Source organism: Novosphingobium album (ex Hu et al. 2023), from assembly GCF_022832385.1.
Classification (GTDB): Bacteria; Pseudomonadota; Alphaproteobacteria; order Sphingomonadales; family Sphingomonadaceae; genus Novosphingobium; species Novosphingobium album.
Window position 1 is genome coordinate 36,650 of record NZ_JALHLE010000023.1, and the last position, 24,326, is coordinate 60,975.

General features: G+C 59.1%; 20 protein-coding genes and 2 pseudogenes. 11 read left to right on the forward strand and 11 right to left on the reverse strand.

The window, feature by feature from the left end; genetic code table 11:
• Positions 1 to 10 precede the first annotated feature (10 nt).
• Positions 11 to 1,291, reverse strand: a complete 1,281-nt coding sequence (locus tag MTR64_RS14445; RefSeq protein ID WP_419144949.1) for a multidrug effflux MFS transporter — start codon at positions 1,289 to 1,291, stop codon at positions 11 to 13.
• A 91-nt stretch (positions 1,292 to 1,382) separates the two neighbouring features.
• On the opposite strand from MTR64_RS14445, the gene dinB reads away from it, so the two are divergent.
• Positions 1,383 to 2,507 (forward strand): DNA polymerase IV, encoded by a 1,125-nt coding sequence (gene dinB / locus MTR64_RS14450; RefSeq protein WP_243994846.1) that lies wholly within the window; start codon positions 1,383 to 1,385, stop codon positions 2,505 to 2,507.
• Positions 2,508 to 2,567: 60 nt separating this feature from the next.
• On the opposite strand, the gene MTR64_RS14455 is transcribed toward dinB, so the two are convergent.
• A complete protein-coding gene (locus MTR64_RS14455; protein ID WP_243994848.1) occupies positions 2,568 to 2,969 on the reverse strand; it encodes a thioesterase family protein in 402 nt (133 codons plus the stop codon).
• A gap of 262 nt (positions 2,970 to 3,231) precedes the next feature.
• Here MTR64_RS14455 and MTR64_RS21570 point away from each other — a divergent pair.
• A pseudogene (locus tag MTR64_RS21570) lies at positions 3,232 to 3,972 on the forward strand (MFS transporter); the annotation flags it as partial.
• Here the strand turns inward: MTR64_RS21570 and MTR64_RS14465 are convergent.
• The 7 genes and pseudogenes from MTR64_RS14465 to MTR64_RS14495 all read right to left on the reverse strand — a co-directional run bounded on the left by MTR64_RS14465 (position 3,965) and on the right by MTR64_RS14495 (position 8,897).
• A complete protein-coding gene (locus tag MTR64_RS14465; protein ID WP_243994852.1) occupies positions 3,965 to 4,804 on the reverse strand; it encodes an alpha/beta hydrolase in 840 nt (279 codons plus the stop codon). The pseudogene MTR64_RS21570 and the gene MTR64_RS14465 sit on opposite strands and share 8 nt — an antisense overlap.
• Positions 4,805 to 4,809: 5 nt before the next feature.
• Complete coding sequence (locus MTR64_RS14470) at positions 4,810 to 5,217, reverse strand: c-type cytochrome (RefSeq protein ID WP_243994854.1); 408 nt, start codon at positions 5,215 to 5,217, stop codon at positions 4,810 to 4,812.
• A gap of 184 nt (positions 5,218 to 5,401) precedes the next feature.
• Positions 5,402 to 5,557 carry an MFS transporter gene (locus tag MTR64_RS21575; protein ID WP_419144950.1) on the reverse strand — a complete coding sequence of 52 codons (156 nt, stop codon included), beginning with the start codon at positions 5,555 to 5,557 and terminating at the stop codon, positions 5,402 to 5,404.
• Positions 5,558 to 5,675: 118 nt separating this feature from the next.
• Positions 5,676 to 6,803: pseudogene (locus tag MTR64_RS14480) on the reverse strand (MFS transporter); the annotation flags it as partial.
• Between the two features lie 136 nt (positions 6,804 to 6,939).
• On the reverse strand, positions 6,940 to 7,425 hold the full coding sequence (locus MTR64_RS14485) for an SDR family NAD(P)-dependent oxidoreductase (protein WP_327194280.1): 486 nt from the start codon (positions 7,423 to 7,425) through the stop codon (positions 6,940 to 6,942).
• 217 nt (positions 7,426 to 7,642) lie between these two features.
• Positions 7,643 to 8,467, reverse strand: coding sequence for an SDR family NAD(P)-dependent oxidoreductase (locus tag MTR64_RS14490; protein ID WP_243994858.1), 825 nt, complete (start codon positions 8,465 to 8,467; stop codon positions 7,643 to 7,645).
• 34 nt (positions 8,468 to 8,501) lie between these two features.
• Positions 8,502 to 8,897 carry a hypothetical protein gene (locus tag MTR64_RS14495; RefSeq protein ID WP_243994860.1) on the reverse strand — a complete coding sequence of 132 codons (396 nt, stop codon included), beginning with the start codon at positions 8,895 to 8,897 and terminating at the stop codon, positions 8,502 to 8,504.
• Between the two features lie 300 nt (positions 8,898 to 9,197).
• Between MTR64_RS14495 and MTR64_RS14500 the strand changes: the two genes are divergently transcribed.
• Entirely contained in the window at positions 9,198 to 10,442 is a 1,245-nt protein-coding gene (locus MTR64_RS14500; RefSeq protein ID WP_243994862.1) for a cell wall hydrolase, read from the forward strand.
• Positions 10,443 to 10,458: 16 nt separating this feature from the next.
• Here MTR64_RS14500 and MTR64_RS14505 read toward each other — a convergent pair whose 3' ends face one another.
• Positions 10,459 to 11,106 (reverse strand): LuxR C-terminal-related transcriptional regulator, encoded by a 648-nt coding sequence (locus MTR64_RS14505; protein ID WP_243994864.1) that lies wholly within the window; start codon positions 11,104 to 11,106, stop codon positions 10,459 to 10,461.
• An 811-nt stretch (positions 11,107 to 11,917) separates the two neighbouring features.
• Positions 11,918 to 12,670 (reverse strand): hypothetical protein, encoded by a 753-nt coding sequence (locus MTR64_RS14510; protein WP_243994865.1) that lies wholly within the window; start codon positions 12,668 to 12,670, stop codon positions 11,918 to 11,920.
• Between the two features lie 494 nt (positions 12,671 to 13,164).
• Between MTR64_RS14510 and MTR64_RS14515 the strand changes: the two genes are divergently transcribed.
• The 8 genes from MTR64_RS14515 (at position 13,165) to MTR64_RS14555 (ending at position 24,196) form a co-directional block, all read left to right on the forward strand.
• Entirely contained in the window at positions 13,165 to 13,665 is a 501-nt protein-coding gene (locus MTR64_RS14515; RefSeq protein WP_243994868.1) for a PilZ domain-containing protein, read from the forward strand.
• Between the two features lie 413 nt (positions 13,666 to 14,078).
• A complete protein-coding gene (locus MTR64_RS14520; RefSeq protein WP_243994870.1) occupies positions 14,079 to 14,363 on the forward strand; it encodes a hypothetical protein in 285 nt (94 codons plus the stop codon).
• A gap of 343 nt (positions 14,364 to 14,706) precedes the next feature.
• The gene (locus tag MTR64_RS14525; RefSeq protein WP_243994872.1) at positions 14,707 to 15,882 is read left to right on the forward strand and encodes a glycosyltransferase family 4 protein; all 1,176 of its coding nucleotides are present in this window, start codon (positions 14,707 to 14,709) and stop codon (positions 15,880 to 15,882) included.
• 242 nt (positions 15,883 to 16,124) lie between these two features.
• Positions 16,125 to 17,258, forward strand: a complete 1,134-nt coding sequence (locus MTR64_RS14530) for an acyltransferase family protein (protein WP_243994873.1) — start codon at positions 16,125 to 16,127, stop codon at positions 17,256 to 17,258.
• 449 nt (positions 17,259 to 17,707) lie between these two features.
• Positions 17,708 to 18,913 carry a glycosyltransferase family 4 protein gene (locus MTR64_RS14535; RefSeq protein ID WP_243994875.1) on the forward strand — a complete coding sequence of 402 codons (1,206 nt, stop codon included), beginning with the start codon at positions 17,708 to 17,710 and terminating at the stop codon, positions 18,911 to 18,913.
• Positions 18,910 to 19,797 (forward strand): glycosyltransferase family 2 protein, encoded by an 888-nt coding sequence (locus MTR64_RS14540; RefSeq protein WP_243994877.1) that lies wholly within the window; start codon positions 18,910 to 18,912, stop codon positions 19,795 to 19,797. The genes MTR64_RS14535 and MTR64_RS14540 overlap by 4 nt, the downstream gene beginning before the upstream one ends.
• A gap of 1,034 nt (positions 19,798 to 20,831) precedes the next feature.
• A complete protein-coding gene (locus MTR64_RS14550) occupies positions 20,832 to 22,343 on the forward strand; it encodes an oligosaccharide flippase family protein (protein WP_243994878.1) in 1,512 nt (503 codons plus the stop codon).
• A 377-nt stretch (positions 22,344 to 22,720) separates the two neighbouring features.
• Positions 22,721 to 24,196: a glycoside hydrolase gene (locus MTR64_RS14555; protein WP_243994880.1), complete on the forward strand. Its 1,476-nt coding sequence runs from the start codon at positions 22,721 to 22,723 to the stop codon at positions 24,194 to 24,196.
• Positions 24,197 to 24,326: the final 130 nt, after the last annotated feature.

Consider the following 24,326-nt stretch of genomic DNA (forward strand, 5'->3'; position numbering starts at 1 on the left):
CCCGCAGCGGTCAATGCGCAGGCGGCGGCGGGTTGTTCTTGTAGAACCCGGGCGGATTGAGGCGGCGGAACAGCTGCCCGCGCTCGGAATAGAGCACCAGAAGCAGCGCTGTAAGCCCACACACGACCATCGCGGCCAGAATGGGCCGCGCCGTCCCGTCATAGGCCTGCCCGATCAGGGTACCGAGGACAGCGCCGACCACGGTGCGCAGGAACGACATGATCGAAGCCGCAGCGCCGGCGATGCGCACGAAAGGCTGAAGCGAGATCGCCTGGAAGTTCGCGCCGATGAAGCTCATCATGCACATCGTGACCGTCATCAGCGGCACGAAGATCCACAGCGTCTCGCCGCGCAGCGCGATCAGCAGGTGGAGACCGGCCAGCAGGATATAGCCGATCAGCGCCGAATGCGACACACGCCGGGCACCAAAATGCTCGACGATCCGGGAATTGACGAAGTTCGTGCTTGCCATGACCAGCGCCATGGCTCCGAACACGGCGGGGAACAGCGTGCCGGCACCGAAGTGCTCGCCAACAAGCTGCTGAGCGCTGTTGATGTAGCCGAACAGCGCGCCCTGAACGAACGCAGCTCCGAAGAAATAGCCGAACGACGCGCGTTCGCGCAGCGCCAGTCCCATGTTGCCGGCGATCACCTTCACCCGGATCGGCTGGCGGTATTCCGGACGCAACGTCTCGGGCAGGCGCAGAAAAATCCAGGTGATGACCACCAGGCCCATGATCGTCATGATCCCGAAGATCCAGCGCCAGCTGGCGAACAGCAGCACCGCCTGCCCCACCGAGGGCGCGATCATCGGCACGACCATGAAAGTCATCGCGATCATCGACTGGGTGCGCGCCATGCGGTCGCCGTCGAAGCGGTCGCGCAGGATCGCCATCGGCAGCACCAGCATGGCCGACGTGATCGCCCCCGCCACGCCGCGCGCGATCAGCAGCAGCTCGAAACTCCCCGACACCGCGCAGACCAGCGAGAGCAGCACATAGCCGGATACCGCCGTCAGCAGCACCGGCCGCCGCCCGAACCTGTCGGCAATCGCGCCGGGAAACAGCGAGGCGAGGCCCGAGCAGATCAGGAACACCCCGACGATATACTGGCGCTCGTTCGGATCCGACACGCCCAGATCGCGGGAGATATGCCCCAGCGCGGGCAGCATCACGTCGATCGAAAGCGCCATCAGCGCCTGAATCGACGCCATGAGCGCGACGAATTCCGCCTCCTTCATGGGGAAACGTTCGGCTCGATCTGCGGGAAGAGGCGCATCGGGGGAATGCATGACTGCGCGCATGCCGCAAGCGCGAAGAAAGCGCCAGTCCTTTCGACACAGGACGATGGTGCAAGACGCGGCGTGTGCCTATGTTGCCATCATGTCGCCGCCAGCCGGACAATCGGAGCACGAGGAAGAGGAAGCCGACGGGCTGCGCAAGGTGATCCATGTCGACATGGATGCCTTCTTTGCCAGCGTCGAACAGCGCGACGATCCCTTGCTGCGCGGCAAGCCGGTGGCGGTCGGCGGATCGTCGGGACGCGGCGTGGTGGCGGCGGCGAGCTACGAGGCTCGTAAATTCGGTGTTCGCTCCGCGATGCCTTCGGTCCGGGCCGTTCGGTTGTGCCCGGACCTGATCTTCCGCAAGGCGCGCTTCGACGTCTACACCGCCGTCAGCCGCCAGATCCGCGCGATCTTCCTCGAATACACGCCGCATGTGGAACCGCTGTCGCTCGACGAGGCCTATCTGGATGTGACCGCGGACCTCAAGGGCATCGGCTCGGCCACGCGCATCGCCGAGGAAATCCGCCGCCGCATCAAGGCCGAAACGGGACTGACCGCCAGCGCAGGCGTCTCCTACAACAAGTTTCTCGCCAAGCTTGCCAGCGACCAGAACAAGCCTGACGGCCTGTGCGTGATCCGTCCCGGCGAAGGCGCCGCCTTTGTCGCCGGGCTCCCGGTGCGCCGCTTTCACGGCGTCGGCCCGCGCGGAGCGGAGAAGATGGCCAGGCTAGGCATCGAGACGGGTGCAGATCTCGCCGCGAAGGACCTTGCCTTTCTGCGCGCAAATTTCGGCAGCTTCGCCGAATACCTGTTCCGCGCGGCGCGCGGCGTGGACTTGCGGCAAGTGCGCGCGAACCGCCCGCGCAAGTCCGTCGGCGGGGAGCGCACGTTCTTTGAGGACATCAAGGAAACGGAGGCGCTGCGCGAAACGATGGACCACATCGTGGATGTCGTGTGGGAACGGATCGAGCGTGCCGGAACGCGTGGGCGCACGGTCACGCTCAAGCTGCGCTATGCGGACTTCAAGACCCTCACCCGCGCCCGGTCGGTGCCACACTGGGTGGCGGACAAGGCAGAATTCGCTGCCATCGGCCATGCCCTGCTCGACGATCTGATGCCGCTGCCCCAGCCGATCCGGCTGATGGGGCTGACCCTGTCGGCATTGGAGCGCGGGGAAGACGAAGAACGGCCCGCACGTGACGGACAGCTATCGTTGTTGTGACGGCAGACCGGGCCGAAATAATCGCCGCCGGGACACTCGAACGCAATGCCGTTGGCTGAACTATTTGCGGCGCTGTTGCACGCGCTGCAAAAAGGTCTCGCGCTCGACCAGGAAACGCTCAATCGTGCCGCGTCCTGCCAGACTGTGCCCATCAAGCACTTCAACCGCGAACGTCAACGCCCTGCCATCGACGCCAGTGAGTTCTGCCCGTATCCGCAACGTTCCACCTGTCGGTGTTGGCGACAGATGCCGCATGTCTACACGCGTGCCGACACTGGTCCAGCCCTCCTCCAGCGCGCCTGCCAGGGCTTCCATCGTTGCAGCCTCTGCCAAAGCGATCATCCTCGGCGTGCCCAGAACGGCTACGTCGCCCGAACCTAACGCTAAGGCGAGATCCTTTTCGGTGACGGTGGCTTCGATCTGCGCGGCAAGGCCTGGAGCAAGCGGACTCACGGCAATCACTCCCTGGTTTCCTTCCCACAGCATATGACGGGCTCAGCACTCCGGCAAACCCAAGTTGCGTTGCCGAAACGCGGCAGGTGATTGATGCCTGCATATCCGCTCTGCGGATTTCACGGTGGCGGCACTGTGCAACCCTTCACGGGACTGGTCCACTCAAGGCTGAGATAATCGGAGATCAGGTGTGCAGTCAGTTTCGATTCAGGCACGCGAGGCGGGAACCGGTGAGTTCAGCCGCGGCTGGACAGTGCTGCTTGCATCGCTGATGGGCATCGGCTTCGGGCTGACGGCGATCCCCTTTTACACGGCAGGTATCTTCGCGCCGCATCTGACAAAGGAATTCGGCTGGTCGCTGGGTGAGATCATGGCCGGGCTGACGATCACGACGATCGCCGTGATCCCGGCTGCCCCGATCGCCGGCGTGCTGGCCGAACGTTATGGCACGCGCGGCGTGGCGATCTGCTCGCAAGTGCTGTTCGGACTGACGTTCATGTCGCTGGCGTGGACGGGTCCGTCGCTCGTGCAATTCTACGTGACATGGGGCGTGATTGCAGCAGTGGGCGCGGGCACGCTGCCGATCACCTGGACACGGACGGTCAACCGCTGGTTCGACAAACACCGCGGCCTGGCCCTCGGCTGCGCCATGATGGGCACCGGCCTGTTCGGGATCATCAGCAAGCCATTGCTGGCCTGGGTTATTGGTGATTACGGCTGGCGGGCCGGATTTTTTTCGCTCGGCGTGTTGCCGCTCGCCTTCTCACTGCCGCTCACCCTGCTGTTCTTCCGGGAACCGCATGTCGCCCTGAGCCCGGACGACAGTGTTCCTGCCCCCGCCCAACCGACGACGGGTTACACCCGCGGCGCAGCCATGCGGCAGTGGCGCTTCTGGCTGATGATCGTGGTTCTCGTCACGATTTCCTTCGCCTTGTCAGGCGCCGTGCCGAACCTTGAACCGATCCTCACCGAAAAGGGTCTCGCACCCAGCACGATCCTGCGGCTCACGCCGCTGATCGGTCTTTCCGCAATCGTCGGACGTATCGTCGGCGGCCTCCTGCTGGACCGGTTCTGGGCCCCGGCTGCTTGTAATCGCATATGGCGCCTCCGAAATAATGGTTCGCGCCTTCCAGCAGCAGGCCATAGCGGTGTCCACCGGGAGCTGCCGCATCGAAGGCCGCTAGGTGCCCTTCCCAGCCGTCGTCCTCTACCTGCAATCCCGGCAGGATGTCCTTGGTGCCGGTTTCGATCAGAGCCGGAACGGCAAGTGTGCCATAACCTTCCTTTGTCACCAGAACCGGAATCGGCGCCGGCGGCGAAAAGGCGATCACCGCGTCAGCAAGCCGCCGCACGAAAGGCAGGGAAATACCATCCGGCGCTACCGGCTGCGCGCCGCCCATCATCAGAGCCACCACACCGCCATAGGAATGCCCGGCCGCAACGAACGGAGCCTTGCCGATATACGCGACGAGCAGGCGCATATCCTCGATACGGGCCTTCCAGCTTGCCAGCCCCGGATAGTCCGTCGTGTGCGGATGCTCTCTGGAATCGACGTGAAGCGGCGCGAGGACACGCCACCCTGCATCGATCCACGGCTGGACGATCAGGTCATAGTATTTCGGCGCCGAGTCCGCGCCGTGCGAGAACAGGATGATCCCGCGCGGCTTGCCTTGCGGCTTCCAGTCGGTGATCGCCACCGCACGCCCGTCCGGCGTGGTCAGCGTGAAGTCCGACGGCGCTACGCCGCCCGCTACGACAGACCATGCCGGACCTGCAGAAAGCACAGCCGCGAGCGCAGCCGAACCGGCAAGCAGCGAACGCCGTCCGACAGCAGGACCGGCCATCAAGGTCAGGGAACCGGCTTCTTGAGATAGGCGATCACGGCCTTGCGGTCTTCCGCCTTGGGCAGACCGGCAAAGACCATCGAAGTCCCCGGAACGACGCTGGCCGGGCGGGTCAGCCACTTGTCGAGCGTGGCGTCGTCCCAAGTAATTTTGGCGCCCTTCATGGCCGCCGAATAGTTGAAACCCTTGACCATGCCAGCCTTGTGGCCGACGACGCCCGCGAGATTGGGACCGACCTTGTTCGGCTGGCCTGCCTTCACGTTATGACAGGCAGCGCAACGCATGAAAATCAGCTTGCCCTTGGCCGCATCGGCCTTGGCAGGGGCCGGGTCGGCCGAAACCTGTGCAGGCATGGCAGCAAACGAAAGAGCGGCGCTCAGAACCAGTCCGGAGAAAATGATCGGCTTTGCCATGGAATTTCGTATTATCCTCGCAGAATTGAAACTTGTTCGTCTTTTCTAGCGCTTCGAGCCTTTCGCAAAGCTGCACGAAAGCCGGAAGAGATTAAATTTCACTGATTGTCATCGATATCCCAACGCGAGCCTCGGGTCGCGCCGCGCCGGGTGAATGTCCGTGCTGCGGTCAGCTTCCCGATGCTCAATCATGATCGAGCCGGTAGCGGGAGAAGATCAGCAGGCTGACGATCTGCGTCGCGACCGGAATGAGGCTATACAGCAGGACGATCCCGGTGATGGCATGCGGCGTCTGCTCCACAGCGCCGCCCGTCGACGGCACGAAACCGAATGCGCTCATGACAAGGCCCGCGAGCACCGGACCGATCGCGAACGAAAGCTTTTCCAGGGCAGAGAACAGTCCTGCAAAAACCCCCCTCGTTCGCCACGCCCTTGCGGCGGCGCTGATAGTCGATGGTGTCAGTCAGCATCGAAAGCGCGAGCATCACGAACGCCGAATTGACGACGCCAATGATCCCGCCGCGAACCAGCACGAGCAGATGCTGCGTCCCCAGCGCACCGACGCCCGGAATCGTCAGGAGGACGTCGGTAGCGGGATGAATGAAAAACCACGTCGCGGTGACGGCCGCCCAGGTCGCAGATGCGACGACATAAGTGCGTTCCTTACCCCATGTGCGCGACAGGAACAGCCACATGGGCTGGGCGGCGATGCCCGTGATCGACATCACAAGGATGAACAGCGGAACGATCCACACGGCCTGCAAGGCATAGAGATAGATGAACCCGATAACGGTATAGCCCGCGGCCTGCCCGACATTCTGGATAAGACAGGTCAGCAGCAGGATCAGGTAGGGCCGGTTGGACCGGATCGCTCCGAGCTGGCTGAGCAAAGAGCCCGGCGCACTTTCATCGCGGATCATCGGCACGCGTGCCAGCCCGACGGCCGTCACCAGCATGGTGATCAGACACACAGCCCCCAGTGCCAGGGCCATCACCGTCCAGCCGTGCTCGCCGCCGCCCAAAGCGTAGATCAGCGGCTGCGCGACACCAACGCCCACGAGCACGCCAAGCGTCGAGAACACCATGCGGAAGACCATGATCCGCGTGCGCTCGTGCGGATCATGCGAAAGCGCTGCGGCAATCGCCAGATACGGCACCGAGAACATCGAAAAGGCCGTGGAGGCAAGGAAGAACAGCAGGCAGGTCAAGGCCGCCGAAAGCAGCGGACTGGAACTCCCGGTCAACGTGAACAGCGCGACGAACCCGAGGCTCGTAAGCACGGCTCCGGCCACGAGGAAGGGGGTACGACCAAGTTTGCCGCGCAGGCGGTCAGACCAGGCGCCGACCAGCGGATCGCAAACGATCAGCCAGAGCTTGGGAATCAGCACCACCAACCCGGCCAACCAGGGCTCGACGCCCAGCATCGTCGTCAGGAACAGCGGGAGAAGGACGGCCGGCGTATCGCGGAACACCTGCGCGCCAAGCTGGCCCGCGCCGTAACGGAGCAGGACCGACGTGCGCACGGCACCATGATGGTCTTCCGCAGCCGGTGCGGCAGTATCGAGAACAGGTGCAGATGCGGTCATCTCTTGACGCAACCCCCGGATGTCTATTGTTGTATGGAATGGCCCGCGCCCGCAGGCGTGTCCATCGTCACCTTCTTGCCACCCGCCGGCCCGGTGCCTTGAGTCATGGACCGACTATCCGCCAGACGGACGGCCGTCACCACGGTACGGTTTCCCCAAGCAGGTTGATGAAGCGCCCCGAGTATTCGCGACCCAATGCCGCGATCACGCGGCGCTGATTGGCCACGCTGTCCTCCGTACTCCAGGTTGCGTGCGCGCCACCCAGTTCGGTGCGGGTCCAGCCGGGCGCCATGGCAACCACCGCGAGCCCCTCGCTGGCCAGATCGATGGCGAGGCCTTTGGTCACCATGTTCAGCGCCGTCTTGCTGGTGCGGTACGCATGGCTCTGCCCCTGCGCATTGGCGGAAATGGAGCCGAGATCCGACGACATCATGACTACCAGCCCGCGCGTGCCCCGCGCCAGCTGCGGCCGCAGTGCTACAGTCAGGCGAAACGGCCCGATAGTGTTGACGCGCAGGATCTCTTCCCAGAGCCCGTAGTCCATGCCCTCGAGGCTCTGGCGGGCAGAATCGCTGTCCCAGCTGCCGCCGTAAAGCCCGGCAGGGGAACAGCCAGTGGCGATGCCGCTCGATCAGTTCATCGGGAACCTTCAGCATGTCCATCGGAAAGGACAGCGAGAGTTCCTCCACCCGGCGGATCAGCGCATTACCGACAGAAAATCGGTCGGTTTCGCAAGCTGAAGCTCTGGTCATTGCCTGCGCCGGGCAGAGGCGCTGCCGATACCGCGCGCCGCGCCGATGACCAGCACTGCCTTTGGCGTAGCTTTCATGGCGGACGGCTCACCCACCGGAAATCTGCCAGCCACCACTGGCGTCCAGAACCTGCCCCGTGACCCACGAGGCCATGTCACTGGCCAGGAACGTAACCGACCGCGCGATGTCGGCTGGTTCGCCTGCACGTCCAAGCGGCGTTACCGAGCGGACCCAGGCCAGCGTTTCCTCGTCCTGAGCGAGACTCTCGTCAGCATATTCGCCCCGCGTCAGTCCGGGCGCAACGACGTTGATCCGAACACCCCTGGGGCCCAGTTTCGGCGCCAGCGTGCGTGCAAGCTGGTTCAGTCCGGCCTTGGACGCACTATAAACGGACAGCTTCTGACTAGGGCTGAGCGTGTAACGCGCGGCCGTCGACGAGATGATGACGATATTGCCGCCCGCTGCTTCCAGCGCGGGCAGCGCACTCTTGATCAGCCGCGTGGTGGAAGAAAGGTTGGTAGAGAAAATCGTCTCGATTTCCTCGTCCGTGGTCTCGTCAAACGTCTTCCAGAGCTGCGCGCCCGCGTTGCTGACCAGAATGTCCAGCTTTCCATGCCGGTCGAGAACGGTCTGGATCGCGTGGGCGCGATCGTCCGCGCTGCACAGGTCCATGCACACGGCACTAATCGCATGGGGTGCAAGAGCGCAGGTCTCGAGCAGCTTTTCCTTGCGCCGTGCCGCGACGACAACCTTTGCCCCCTGTTCGGCGAACATCGCGGCGATGCCCTTGCCGATTCCGGTTCCGGCGCCCGTCACCAGCGCGACTTTGCCCTGCAGCATCGTCATCCCATGTCCTCGCCCACGGCGCATCACGATGCGCGCGTCCATTCTGGCCGAAATCGCAAACGCCATGACGGCTCTGTCCTCGATAATTAATCGAGATGAATTAATTTGAAGGGTCAAGCGGCGCTGCTTGACTGCGCCAGCTATCGTCTTGCCAGCTTCTGCATGATTTCAGCGGAAAGCGGCCCGTAAGCGCGGTCGCAATCATATTGATCACGTCTGAAGCGATGAGTTCGACATCGGAGAACAGCACCTCCCCCGTGGCCAGCCGCTCTTCGGCGCTCGCCAGGACGGAATTGATCATGTTGATCATGGAACCGATCCAGAGCCGGGAGATCTCCGGAGGCAGATAACTGATCAGCCCCTCCAGCCCGGCATAGATCTCCACGCTCGCCGGCGCCAGTTCACGCACGAACTCGTAGCCGCCGGGCAAGCGCTCGTACTGTTGCATGAAGCCGACGACGTGGTTGCCCTCTTCGCGCGGCTGCAGCTCGGTCACCAGCGGGGCAATGAAGGCCTCCAGACAAACATTTGGCGGCATACGGTCTGGGAAGTTCCACCACAGCCCGTCAGGGGTGTTTCACACAGCAAGGACCTTGGCGAGAAAACTCCTGACGGCGCCTCGTACAGAGCCCATTCGGCGCAAACTTGGTCGCAGCCTGCTTATCGCGCCCCTTCCCCTCAGGAGCTGGGGCCGCGGCAGCCTCGGGGCGGTTCGCTTGCCACAGACACGTTGGAGAGAAGAGGTAGTCCTTCTGCGCCATCGCACCTCGGCTGAAAGAGGCGCAGCTTGCGCCCCATGGATGAAGTGCGCGCCATTTCGATTGGCCTGCGGGAGAGGACAGGACTTCTCCTGGCCCGGCGCAGGCGTCTGGGGCGCGATCAAGCCCCGCCGAGCAGGCTGGCTGCAACTTTCCTGCTTTGTGTACTGTGTCTTTTTGACCTGGCGGTTGCGGGAGGAGGAGAGCCCACGCCCGTAAACGAGGCCGCGCAGCCAGAATTCAGGGGCCAGCGGCAGACTGTGAGCGGGTCGGCCCGGCTGTTGCAGGCTGGCTGGCCTCATGCGGTTCCTGCGCTTCACGCAGCCAAGGGCGCCCTGACATTCGCCAAGACGCTTGCTCCGTTACCTTTTCAGTTCGAACGAGGAGCGCAGGATCGTGAAAGGGCACTGGACTGCCTCGCGAACGCGGCCTGGTATGAGGCCGGAAACGATCAGGCCGGGCAGCGGGCCGTCATTCAAGTAGTGCTCAATCGGCTTCGGCACCCCGCCTTCCCGAAGTCAGTCTGCGGTGTTGTCTTCGAGGGATCCCAGCTCACAACGGGTTGCCAGTTCTCCTTTACCTGCGATGGCTCGCGGGCTCGCCGCACGCCTTCAAGATCGGCCTGGAATGCCGCGCGTCACCAGGCTGCGTTGGCGCTTTCAGGCGCTGTGGACGAGGACGTCGGATCAGCTACACATTACCATGCGGATTACGTCACCCCTTGGTGGAGTAGCGAGCTCCAGCCCGTGACCAAGATCGAGGGGCATATTTTCTATGTATGGAAAGGCGCGTTTGGGTGGCTTCCCCGACATCACATCCCGACAAACGCCGAGCCGCCGATCCCCGAATTTGATGTGACGCGACCGGCAGATGCCGAAGCCGGTGTCGAAAGCCATGCCAATCTTGCTGCCAGCCATGTGGCCACAATGGCAGCGGGGGAGAACGCGTCTTCGGCCACAGCGCTTCAAACGCCCAGTGTCTCTCGCGACTTCCTGGTGGTGAACTCTGCAGGCTCCAGCGGCCGCTGGGCGCTCGATGCCATGAAGCGCTGCGCCGGTCGCACTTCGTGCCGCGTCATCGGATACGACAGTGAAGCGCAGATTCTTCAAAATACCAGTCGAGGCATCGCAAACATGGACCGCCCCTTGTTCCTGTTCGTGCGCGATGCATCGTCCGGAATGGATCTCGCCCTATGGGATTGCGAGCTGATAAGACGCCCCACCACTTCGCAGTGCCTTCCCGGCGACAGACAGCAGTTAGCGCATCTTATGAGAGAGCGTTAGGTCAAAAGAGCGCGGGTCAGTTGGCCCGGGCCGCGGGCGGCGTAAACTGCGAAGGTTGCTTGGGCAGGAACGTCGTCGCATTCTTGCGCGAGCTTGCCCAGATTGCTGCCTGGGTGCGGTTGTCGACGTTCAGCTTTCGCAAGATCGCCTTTACGTGGACCTTGACCGTGGCTTCGCAAACGTCGAGCTCCCGTGCGATGACCTTGTTTGAATAGCCGGCCATCAGGCAACATAGAACGTCATGCTCGCGCGGGGATAGATTGGCGTCGTCCACTTCGTGCACGGCATCGGGCAGAGAAGGTACCAGCTTGTTTTCGGTTTCGAGCAGCGAAAGCACGTCGGGAGGCAATACGCGTTGCCCCGAGACGGCCAACTTGATTGCCGCGATCAGCGGGGCAGCCTTGAGAGACTTGACGATATAGCCACGAATGCCGGCACGGAAGCAGTTCAGCATATCCTGGAGTACGAAGTCCGAGACCAGCAGGACCACGACAGCACGAGGACATTCGGCAATAAGCCGCTCGACAAGGCCGGGAACCTTTTCAGGCTCGGTGCTTTCAATCAGGAAAAGACTGCCTTCTGCGAACTGATCGAAGGATAGCGAAGTTGCGTCATCGTAGGATCCGACTACGTTAAATCCTTCGGTACTGAGTATGAGAGCCACGCCCTCACGGGAGATGTCACACGGACTAATTAGACAGACATCTCTACACATGGGAACCCCCGGCACACGTCAGGTTGAACATGTTCGCAAGCGCCTACCTTTGCTAACTTTTTATCTTATTTTGCGGCTTCACCTGCGAAAATCTGCGCGACTCCGATTCTCTTCCCGTTAGCCTGGTTAGTTTGCGTAAACGCAGTTGAACAATCAATCGGAAACTTCCCCGTCAGCTGGAATAGCCGATAAGTGCCCCAAAACGGGATGAATTCCGACACCCCCTGAAAGGTGACCGATTTTGTATAGAATCTGACACCAAGGTCACGGACGAATATCCGGAGCAACAGGTCCAGCGAAGAACAGAGCGCTGGCAGGTCGACTGCGGGGGTATGCTGCCGCAACCGGATCGACTGTCCGCGCTCTGCAAGTGGAAGTCATGGTTCGGCAGGTCAGAGGTATCCGAGGCCCCTTGACCATGGACACTTGAAGACGAGAACGCCAGGCTCAGGAAGTTGCTGAGGACATATGGCCGGGAGGACCTTCGGGGCCACCCCAGAGGCAGTCGCTAGCGCCCCCCGAGCACTCCGGGACCGCTGGCGCGACCAGATAGCCCGAACCAAGGATGAAACCTGGATCCTGTCACCGCCCCCTTCGCCTCTGCTCAGGGTGACCTCGTCGCGCTCAAAGGCGGGCATGACTGAACGGCCAAGCAGTCCGGACGGGTCAGCAAGTCCGCATATCGTTCGTACAACGTCTGTCGCCTTGAGATCCGCACGACACCGCCAGACTTCGGCATAGTCTGTACAGACGTGAATTCTCAGGATTGGCCTTTGAGCAGTGAGGCAACGCCACCGTCCAGTCCCAAAAGATACTCGACCAACTCACCTTGGCCGATGTTCCGACGGCGCGCTTCGGACAGAATGGCGACATATTCCGCCATTTGCCCTTCACTGCAGTCGCCCCCGAAAACGAGCTGTGCGGCAAGCTTCTCGGGCGAATTCGCAACCCAAACCGCCAAATCGTAGGAGCGGCCAAGGACTTCATAAGTGGCCAGGCGGCTTCTTTCTTCCGCCTCACGAGCGCTTTCCGCTGACTTGCGGGCATCTGAAATCAGATCAGTGACAAATCCGTCGGACAGGGCAGTCTCAAATGACGAACCATCGCCTTTGGCGCCGCCCCGCGCTTCTTTCTGCTTGCCACCACCCGTCGCTTCCTGGTCCACGGATCCATTGTCACGGTCGACCGTCGAGACGTTTTCAGCTTCGCCAAGGATCGAGTATTCTTCTAGATTCAAGACTTCTTCTCCTCGCTCGCCATGCGCCCCAAACGTTGCCTCTTCCTCCGGCATCAACAGGTAACTGGGCAAAGGCAGCCCATCATGTGCAGCACCCGTGCTGTGCGTCGCGTCTGCACCAAGATCGGCGGGAAGTGACGGCACATGCCCGCTGAAACCACCTTCGGATGCATCCGGATTGCTGTCGACAGCTATCCAGATCAGCGGGTCCTCATCGCGATCGAGATCACGTGCCCCGATGTGATCGGGTTTCTTTCTGGTTGAAACTGGTCGCATTCCGCAGAGCTTCCCGAATTCTGTCCTCGGCCCATCATACAGAGCAGGGACAATTTCCGCTAGATACACCCTTACTGTCGCAGCCACGCAAAGGCGCAGCAATCCACAAAAAGGCGTAGCAGCTCCTACCCATTTTGATCACTTTGCCACGTCTTAGTCGATTTCCCCAATCTCGTAGCAGTCGGATTTTGAGCAATCATGCATTATAAAAGCGAGACAGATTCATGCCCCTTTACCCGATTCGTACACTTTCATATCAAAGCACCTTGCCGGACTGGAAAAGCTTTGGGCCCTTGCCCATCTCGGCAACCACAAAACCGACAGCAGGCCGCGTGGAAACTACGTGCGCCACAACGAACCTGATTGGGCTTTATCCGACTTTTTGCGATGGTCCGTTCATATTCGTTGATCAATGACAGACTTAGGTCACGTTAGGAATTTTGTCAGACAGCCTGATTCCGATACTTTGAAATCGAGAAACAACAGTGATCCTCTTGGCACACATCATCAGTCGAGAACAATCGACCGATATGCGCCGGTCCCCCCGGCGCGAGAGCGGTGCCGTGCTGATGATCGGCAGAGGAACCGAGGGCGATGAAGCGAGAATCCTCGACCTTTCAAGGACAGGCCTGCGGCTGCAATCGCAGGCAAGCTGCCGGCCTGGGGATGCCTTTTGGATCAACGCGCCCGACCACCCTTCAATAAAGGCCAAGGTCGTCTGGCGTGAAGGAGACGAATTCGGATGTGAATTCGAAACCCCGATCAGCCGCGCCGTCCTAAGTGCATTCATCCTTTGCTCGCCAATCGAAAAGGCCGGCATCGATCCATCTCCGCAATTCACCGAAGTTCGCGTGGGCAAAAGAGATGATGCAATATCCATATCGGCCTGGGTCAAGGAATTCGAGAGAAGCGCCTCGGGCGGCACGCGTCAAATTGCCGGCTTCCGCGTTGACGACAACGACGAGATTATTGCGATTATATATTGTCCGCGTTGACATTGCGACCAAGAGCGGCCGCCATGGCAGCTTCCGTCCGCCATCTGCGCTTCGGGTTTTGGCACCGGCAATGACCATCAGGTCATCGACTGCATTGTAGCGGAAAACGCCACCTCCGATCAGGAAGAAGCCGTGAGGCAGGCCTCATTGTCGCAGCGGGCATGAACTATGCCCGTAAAACCGCAGCGCGAGCGCCCCAAAGTCTCCTGATGCCCCCCCCCCTACATTACCCCATCTATTCGCCCAATGGACTACACCTGATCGGTAGCACCGCTAATCTTGTTTGGCAGAGCCCGGAAACTGAGGGCTACAGAGATATGCAGGCCCGCATATTTGGTTAAGAATGACCAGACGGGCGACTGGGGTCAGCTTCGGATACTTTCATTTGAACTACTGCTGGAGCAAGTCCTGGTATGACAAGGTTGGATGACCTGACGAAAATCTACTGGCACGGCATTCAGGACGCGCTCACGGACAACAGCGCGGGCGTCGATTTCCGGCAATTCTCGGCCATCTCCCAACGGTTCCTTTCCGAATACAAGCAGCTTGAGACGGATGGGTTACCAGGCCAGACCATCGCGCTGGCCATGCTGGGTGCCACATTGAACCTGTGCAATATTTTTGGCGGGCACGAACAGTTGCCGATGGTGTTGCGCAACATCGCCGATCGCATCGACAACGAACGCAACATTCACTGATTTGCCGGACGATTTGCCCCAATACCCCTTTTGAACTGCCCCTTAATGCTCCTTTCTAGAGTTACCGGCAGGCAGTATTTTTCCCTCGAAAACAGCAGTAATTCGCGCGGCAATTTCTGGCGCAGACAGGCGTCGGGAGCGACAGGACAAGGGTGCCCATGCGCTTAGAAACCATGATCGCGACTACCGGAAGGGGCGGTATCCTGAATGAGGTCATCAGGCCGTTTGGCCGACAACGCCACTTGCCGGACCGCATCACCGTGGTTGGCAATGGCCCATTCAACGACCTGATTGGCATTGCTGCCCACTTCGTTCCAGCCCGCCTCCTTCCGGCGGAGACAGCATGAAAACTCCCACAAGACCTGGCTCCGCGATACTGCTGAATGGGCGCTTTCTTGGCCGGGCGATGACCGGTGTGGACCGGACAGCGCTGAACATCGGGCGGGCACTTTCGGCTCTTGTACAGTCGATGCCGACCGGGATCTCGTCATTCGACGTGGCAGTACCCGCCGGGACGCCGTCTGACGCCGAAATCCGCGCAAAGTTGCAGCTGCCTGATTCCAGCCGCATCCTGCGATCAGTGCTGAAGGGTTACGCGTGGGAGCAACTGGTTCTGCCCATGCTCCAGCCGCAGTCGATCCTGCTCAACCTGTGCAACACCGGCCCGGCATTCAGGCGCCGGCAGTTGGTTCTGATCCACGACGCCCAGGTATTCGACACGCCCGAAAGCTATTCAGCGACCTTTCGCAGCGTCTATCACTGGCTCGTTCCGCAACTTGCAAAGCGTTCCATGCTCGTCGCGACAGTATCAAGCCACTCGCAGGAACGGCTCAAACTGAACGGCGTCGGGACGGACCGCCATTGGGAACTGCTGCCCAATGGCGCAGACCATCTGCAGAGGCAGAAGAGCGAGCCCACGGTAGTCCCACAGATGCATCCTGGCGCGAACGGATATCTTCTCGCACTGGGCAGCACGGCACGCCACAAGAACATTGAAACGGTGATGCGATCACTCCCCGACAATGCCCCACCTCTTGTCGTGGCGGGCGGCGGCGCATCAGTTGCCAGGCTCGTGGAGGAATTCGGCAAAGGCAAGGCGGTGCATGTCGGGCGTGTGAGCGATGGCCAGATCAAGGCGTTGTACGAGAATGCACTCTGCTTCCTGTTTCCTTCTTTGACGGAAGGCTTCGGCCTGCCTCCCCTGGAGGCCATGTCCTGCGGATGTCCCGTCATCGTATCGCGCGGTGGCGCCATACCGGAGGTGTGCGGTGATGCCGCGATCTACTGCGACGCCCTCGACCAGACAGCATGGCGCAGCGCCATATCCGATATCATGGCCGATGTCGGTTTGCGTGAGAGACTGATCGAGAAAGGCAGGCAGCGCGCCGCACGATACAAATGGCACGACACTGCGAGAACCATCCTCGCCCTGATTTCCGAGTACCGCACAGAACAACCAGACGCCCGCTCCAGTCATGGTAACTGGCCTGAGCCCCAAGTTTCTCCTAGTTACGAGTAAACTTTGGCCGTTTTGGTGCCCATGCTGGGCCGTGATCAGAGAGTGTTGGTATCAGGACATCAATATAAAGACCAGTAAGCTTGTTTTGTTAGTGAAATTAAGAGATCTGAACAAAATTTTTTTATTACCAGAGGATATGGTAAAGGTTGAAATTTGTAGCCCTGTCTTCCGGGCTCATGAATTTTAAAAATTCCAATAAATTATTGAATTTTTCTCTAAAAAAAATCTTTGGGTGAAGTGGAATGAACGAAAATGCAATTAATTCGAGATTGCCGCGCGCATTTTCAATTTATCTCGACTTAATACGTTTTCTTTCTGCCCTGGCTGTTTTGGCCGACCATTTTTTATCATACCCATTTGGCCGTCCTTCGCCTCAGACAGACTTGGGCATATTCGATAGATTTACTGTATATGGCCAACCCGCTGTCATTACGTTTTTTGTGCTCTCGGGGTATGTAATAGGCTATGTTGTAGATAAAAAGGAGAGGAATGCTCTAATTTATACAGTCAGTCGCCTAACGCGCCTTTATTCCGTTGTTTTTGTTGCAATTATAATAACATTTATCCTTGATACAGTGGGGCGTGAGTATTTTTCTGATTTTTATTCCATTCAGAAGGTGCTGTGGCATGATCCGACCTTCAGTGGTTACGTGTCAAGCCTCCTCTTCGTTAACGAGTATCGTGCTTTTCCTTGGGCTGGTCTTGGGCCGGGTTCAAATGGCGTTTTTTGGTCCCTGAGCTTCGAGGCCACTTATTATCTTTGCGCGGGATTGGTCCTTTTCGCGCCAAGGGTATATGCAGTGATTGCTGTTTTATTCATTGCCGTTTTGTCTGGCCCTACCATTACGGCACTAGCGCCGGTTTGGATCGCGGGATATTTTCTTTATTGCCAAAGAGAAAAGCTGCGCGTGCCGATACCGGTGACCGCCTTCTTGGTGTCTGCGGTTGCCATTGTCGTCATACCTCAATTGGATAATTATTTGCCTAGCGCAGATTTCTTGCCGTGGGGAAGAGGAGCGTTTCCTCGTCCCATCGTGGAGGACTATTTGATAGCAGCGTTCTTCTCATTGCACTTAGTTTCCGCCTATCAGATATTCAAAAATTATCGCTATAATATTGGGAGGCTTGAGTCACTCATTCGGCATTTTAGTGCGCAAACATTTCCTCTATATGCGATTCACTTCCCGGTTTTGTGCATTTTTTCTGCCATGAACCCATATCACCATTGGTCTTTATATGGGGTTTTGTTTACATTGGTTCCGCTGTTTGCGATCACGGAAATATCGACTAGAATTTCAAATTCATTACGAGATTTTGCGCGGTCATGGGCATTATTAAAATTCGATAAGGCGAGTTCTGTTATTAGGACCTCATAGAATCCATCGTCACAGAAAATTTTCCAAAGCGTTAAAATTCTCTATTGCAGGCGATGCTTCTTTATCCATGTTTGGAGTGAAGGGTCTGGTGCGGTATCCTCGCGCGTTTGATCTCAATATTCCAAAACTCATGCCAAAACCTGTGGAATTTGACTCACGGAGGGTTCCCGGCCGGGACATGACGTGATTCACCATAGCAAATGGTTGGAGTATTGCGATGGCAGCACCGGTCAGGCTTGGGGAGCCCCCCGCTTCGATTGTCCTCTACGACCCGACACTCGGGACAGCGCCCACCGGTTCCATTATCGGCAAGAATGCCTTCGACCTTACACTGAGCGACCATCCCATGGTCATTGCAATAACTCCCGAACCGGGCTCCAACACAAGTACGCCGCATTGACACTACGCTTTCATCGCTTCACACGGCCCCGGGGGAACATGACCTGCCGATGAAACCTGACACCATCATCAATGGCAAATTCCTGTCAGCGGCGATGACCGGCGTGCACCGGGTCGCCTTCGAAATCGCCAACGCGCTGGCAAGTCTTTCAGAACAGAATGCGCCGGAGCTACGCGGCCGGCGTTTCGAGGTGTGGCACTCGCATGACGGGCGAGACAAGGCCGAAGCCATACGCCTGCCGGTTCGGGAGGTAGGCCCGCTTAAGGGCATCCTCTGGGAGCAACTGACGCTGCCTGCCTGGCAGGGCCATTCCATGCTGCTGAACCTCTGCAATCTCGGTCCGCTTGCCTCCGGCAATGCGTTGACAATGATCCATGACGCGCAGGTTCTGCTTTCCCCGAAATCCTATGGCCTGGGCTTTCGACTTTGGTACATTACCCTTCAGCGCATCCTGGCACGGCGCAACCGTGCTCTTTTGACCGTTTCCCAATATTCGCGCGAACAAATCGCCAAGGCAGGCCTTGCTCCGGCCGACCGCATCCATGTCATTCACAATGGTGTCGATCACGTGCTGCGCGTGCCGCCGGACGATGCTATTCTGGAGCGCTTCTCACTTGCCGGCACAAGCTATGCCCTCGGGCTCGCGACGGTGCAGGCACACAAGAATATCGGAGTTCTTCTCAAGGCTTTCGCAAAGCCGGAACTGGCTGGAATGAAACTTGTATTGTTCGGCTCGGCCAACCATGCGGCTTTTACCGCAGCAGGACATGAATTGCCGCGCAACGTCGTGTTTGCAGGGCATGTGACGGACGGTGAACTGCGCGCGCTCATGGAACATGCCTGCGCCCTGCTGTTCCCCTCCACGACTGAGGGATTCGGATTGCCGCCGCTTGAAGCGATGTTGCTGGGCACACCCGCGGTCTGTGCCCCTTGTGGCGCGCTGCCCGAGGTCTGCGGGGACGCCGCGCTCTATGCCGATCCGCACGATGCCGGAGCCTGGGCCGCTACTCTGGCCGGCCTGGCAAGCGATTCCGCGCGGCAAGCGGCTCTCAGCGTCCAAGGCCGTACCCATGCCTCTCATTTCACTTGGCGCAATGCCGCGCTGCGCCTTTTGGATATCCTTGACATTGTGGCCGTTCACCGGCGTGCCATTGCGGACCGATTTTCAGAAGGTCTCGCGCACAATGTCGCTGCCTGTTCCCCAGCGAACGATCACGTTTCGCTCCATCAAATGCTTTCGGGACGCCGCATATGAGTGATGGGCCCAGTGTTGCCGTGGTGATCGCCAGCCTTGGCAGGCCGGATCTGATAAAAGACATCATCGCGCGCATGGAGCTGCAGACTCGCAAGCCGGATATCCTTCTGTTTTCGACAGTGACGCCGCAGGACTTGCCCGAAGATTTCGTCGATTCCACCACCGTAAAAGCCATATTCGGCCCGAAAGGCCTGACGCGTCAACGCAATGCCGCGCTGGATTATCTGGGTGGTCGCTACGACATCGTCCTCTTCTACGACGATGACTTCATCCCCTCTCGTTTCAGTATCCAGAATGTCGCGTTATTCTTTCATGGCCATCCCGAGGTGGCAGGCGCAACCGGCCATGTTCTGGTGGATGGAATCAACACTTCCGGCATCGGCAAAGAGGAAGGGGAACGGATTGTCGCGCACTACGACCGCGACCAGGAATTCTCGGACGTGGTCGAGGCAGAACTTGTCGGGCTCTACGGCTGCAACATGGCGTACCGGATGTCCGCGATTGGCAGCACGCGCTTCGACGAGCGTCTGCGTCTCTATGCGTGGCAGGAAGACATTGATTTCGCCATGGCTCTGCAACCCCGCGGAAAAATTGTCAAAACACGCGCTTTCGCCGGTGTGCATCAGGGATTGAAGCATGGGCGCACCCCTGGCCTGCGGCTGGGCTATTCGCAGGTAATCAATCCGCTTTACCTTGCGGCAAAAGGCACGATGCCGATCGGTTTCGCCCTGAAGCTGATCACAAAAAACCTGCTAGCCAACCATCTGAAGATGCTCGCCCCGGAACCCTGGGTAGACCGCAAGGGCCGGGCCCGAGGAAACTGGGCCGGCCTGTGGGATGTTTTCCGGGGACGCCTTACCCCGGAAAAGATCGAAGACCTTTGAAAAGGCTGCCCGGTTCCAATCCTACCTGAATACCTCGAAAAACCTCTGGCGTGTAGCGGCTTGAGCTGATTCATTGCCTCTGCGTTTCAGTGGTGGCGGTGGTAGACTTCGAGGTATTCCGTGGGGCGCCGATTGCGGCGCTACGCCGCCATCCTCGCAGCAAGCGTGGCCGCCCACCCTTTCGCCCCGGTGCGGATGTCCAGGGTCCTGGTGCTCGGGCTCGACGGCAAAATGCCCGTGCGAAGCAACGCAATACTCAGGAAGAGAAGGCAGCGATCAAGAAGGGCTTTCTGCTCCTTGTCGGCGCAAGCCCGTCACCGTCACTCCCAAATCGGCGGGTTCTTCGAGGTGTCCGACTGGGACCGGGGACAACGGGCGCGGCATTCACGCTCAATAGCAATAGTGATTTAAGCACCAGGATTTGACGGTAAAGGGGGCTTTTTTTGGAGGAGATGTGTTCCACTACCCACTTTTATCGTTTAATCTAACTCGATTGAGCGCTGCCTGTCTATCCAGATGTGCAATTGCCTCCGGTTGCCGTTTCCTCGAATTTATGGTCCGGGAAGCTTGCACTTCAGGTGTCACAATGGGATTTGCCGTGCAATTTCCGAACCAGGAATTCCGGTGTCGCCTGCAACCAGCCTTGATCGTCTTCCCGCCGCCGGACTTCGCGCAAGAGGTCCCGGTGCTGTCTCGAAAGGTCCCGTCGATTGCTCGCTCGTGCCCGAACATTTGGTTTCGCACCTGGATCTTTGGGTTGAAGCCTTCACCATGCCGGAACAACGTCCGGAACATGCGGTGGCCTGGGCATCGGACCTTGCGGACTCTCCCGGGCCAAAGATGTGGCGGCAACCGCATGCCCGGTTGCCTGAGGATATCGCCCCCCGGAGCCGCGATATCTGGTTATGGCTCGCAAGTCCGCGCAAGCGAGGCGAGGTCCGCGGGCGTAAACTGAGTTCTGGGTGGGATGTGGCGCTTGCGTTGCCGCATGGCGAGCGATCGGAAGCGTTGGTCGAACGTTTGAACGAACTCAGTTGGAACTGCGTTTCGAAATGGTGACCCCGACAAGCATACGCGGCAAGGTCGCGGATGGCGCAATACTGCTGACGTTCGTTCGGATATTCACCCGGGTGTTCGACTTTGTTACGCTGATCATCCTGACAAGGCATCTGCTGCCTCGGGAATTTGGTCTTGTAGCGATCGCCTTGACTGTCATGCAGATCACCGAGGCGGTCATGGAAATGCCGACCGCGCAGGTTTTGTTGCAGATCGCAAGTCCGAAGCGACGGCATCTGGATACCGCATTTACGCTTTCCTTGCTGCGTGGCCTTGCCATCGGCGTGTTCCTGTGTGCGGTCGCATGGCCGTTAGCCCTTTTTTACGGCGACATGCGGCTGGTCGCGCTCATCTGCGCACTGGCGCTAGCGCCGGCCACGCGCAGTCTGCGAAGCCCCAAGCTTTTCGAATACTACAAGGCCATGCGCTTCGGCCCCGATGCTTTGGCCGAGACAATCGGAAAAGCCGCTGCCCTTGTTGCCTCGGCGTCGGTCGCGATAGCTACGGGCAGCTATTGGGCCATCGCTATCGCTACGATTACCGCACCTTTCGTAGGTGCACTGGCCAGTTTCGTGATTGCCCCGTACAGGCCGCGGCTAACGCTGGTCCACTGGCGTCTTTTCCATAAATATATTGGCTGGAACATGGCGGGGCAGGTCGCCAGTGCCCTGAATTGGCAGTGCGACCGTTTCACATTGGGCAAGCTGACGTCGCAAACAACGTTGGGCCTGTTTTCGATTGCCAAAGATCTGGGGTCGACTGTGCTGAAGGCGATGATCGACACGCTCGCGCGTCCGATCATTGTCGCGTTTTCAACGGTCAGGCATGATTCCGTCCGGCTTGCGACTGCCTTTTCCAAGGTCATTAGCGTGACCTATTCCATCGGTTTGCCGGTCGCCGTGGGCCAGGCCCTGTTGGCCCGGGAATTCATTTTTCTGATCTTTGGACCCAAATGGGTGGAAGCGGCACCCGTGTTCCAGGCCGTTTGTCTTGGCTTCATTCCGGGTTTCTATTCCAACACATCATCTGCGCTTTTTTATGCACTCGGAAAGCCCGAATTGGTCTTCAGCAGAAATTTTGCCGATTTTGTCTTTCGCGTGCCCCTGATGATCGGAAGCATACTGCTGTTTGGCTGGATTGGTGCGGCATACGCCCTGGTTCTCGCGGAGGTGTGGCTGGCCTTGATCTGCCTCACCAAGGTGAGCAAGCTCCTGGACGCATCCTGGACAAGTCAAATTGTGCCGCTCTGGCGAGGAATGCTGAGCGTCCTTGCCATGACTGTTGCTGTGGAAATGGCACGCTGGGACAGTCCTCGGATCGAGAATGTGGCGGCAGCTGTCGATTCTCTGCTGAGGATAGTTCCGCTAGCGGCGGTGGTTTATGTCGCCACCCATATTGCCACCTGGTGGTTTAGCGGCCGCCCGGAAGGAGTCGAGTGGACGGCGCTGGGCCTGGTTCGTTCAAAATTTAGAAAGCCAGCCATCCTGTAGGTTAGGATCCGACCGGGATCGGCCAGAACCTGCAGCTGGCCAAGTCTACTCACAATGGCAAACTCGTTACGTCCAATGCCCGGTTGCGACCGGGAGGCAATTTGGCAAAATCTCGTATCAGTCCTTTTGCAGACGGAAGTGATTGTGCTGTCAGCATTTGCTCAGGTCTTGGTCAAGGAGGCCAGTCCGATGAAGAATTACCCGGACGATGTTTCGGGCCTTGCGCTGCTCTCGTCCATGGTTTCCAGGCACCCGAAAGGTCGTTCGGGTAAACTTGGCCTGTCTGACAACGGATGTGAGTTGCGGAGTTCGGGAACTGCGCTGGTGGCGCGGAATGATCCGACTCTTCGTGGTCCGGTCCATGGCGGACGGCAGCGGTGGCACTGACATTCATCGGATGGTTGGAACTGGCCATCGGCATCATCCTGCTAATTGCCGGTTCGCTGCGAAGCACGTTTGCTTTCATGTTACTGACGGGGCTGCTCGGCGGTTCGGCGGCAATACTCCTGCCCAGCCTGGGCGGATCTTCGATTCCGCCGCTCGAACTTGCAATCCTGTTCGTCTACGTTCGGATGCTTTCTCCTGAGCGTGGCAATTTCACATTGTTGTATGATGCGCTGTGGGCGAACAGCGCCCTGCTCCTTTTCACCGCGTACGGGATCGCCATCGCGTTCCTTGGGCCTCATCTGTTTGCAGGCCAGATCAACGTTACTCCAATGCGCGTGGGCGAGGCGACTGGACTGTTCGATACCGATCCTCTCATGCCATCGTCGCAGAATATCACATCCGCCTTCTACATGTTCGGGTCTCTGCTCGTGGCTATTGCGGCGCACACTGTTTGCCGGCGAAATAGCGAAGGCCTCAACACCATGATATCCGCCGGCATCGCAATCGGCTGGTGGCACATTGCGCTCGGCATCATCGATCTCATCACCCGCGACACATCGGCGGCAACCTACCTGGACCTGATGCGGAACGGCAATTATGCGCAACTCGACCAGTCGTCGCAGGGTTTTGTCCGCATCAGGGGGCTGTTCACCGAAACCTCTGCGTTCGCCGAATTCGGCTTCGGCTATTTCGTCCTCAGTGCCGAGCTGTGGTACCGCTCCATCCGGCCCCGGGCGACCGGCATTCTTGCTCTTTGTCTGGCGGCGATCCTTTTCTTCAGTACGTCATCGACCGCATACGTCAGCCTTTTCGCCTACGTCACGTTCGTGGTTGCGAGGATGCTTTTGCTTCCACAGATGGTGGAAGGAAGCAGAGTAAGGCAGATCGCATTTTCCATTTTGGCCGGCGGCGTAATGGTGGCAGTGCTAATGCTGTCAGTGCCGGAATTGCCGTCTGCGATAGGCGATCTCGTATTGGATGCAACAGTTAACAAGTCGACGACAAGTTCCGGGCAGCAGAGACTGTTCTGGGCGCTGCAAGGCTGGGATGCTTTTAAAGTGTCATATGGCCTCGGAATTGGTCCGGGAAGCTTCAGATCTTCAAGCATGATTACAGCGATACTTGGATCAATGGGTGTGATTGGCGTCGTTACATTCACAACATATCTGATCCTCGTCTTTGCCCCATGGCGCGTCTCGACGTTTGCACGGGCCGCAGAGCCGCAGGATTCTGTAGGGGGCGCATTCGCGGTCGCCGCTCTACTCTGCCTGGCGCCGGCTGCCGTGGCATCTCCGAAGCCCGATCCCGGTACGAATTTCGGCTTTTTTGCGGGCGTCGCGCTAGCCTCTCGATCACGCAAAACCAGATCACACGCGCCTCATCCCGGCAGACGGGTCGGGCAGCATCCAGCTGTGATCTCCGAAAAGGAGGATCTGCTTGCCAATGCGAACGCATCGTTCCCTTGAAAGACGGGCAGCGCCTTGAACCCCGGAGGCGCTAACTGATCAGTCTACGCAGCAGCTTGAAGTTACGATTCCCCTATCACGAAGGAAACGTGTCATTCTCGTTCATGTCCATCTCCCATACGGCTTCGGG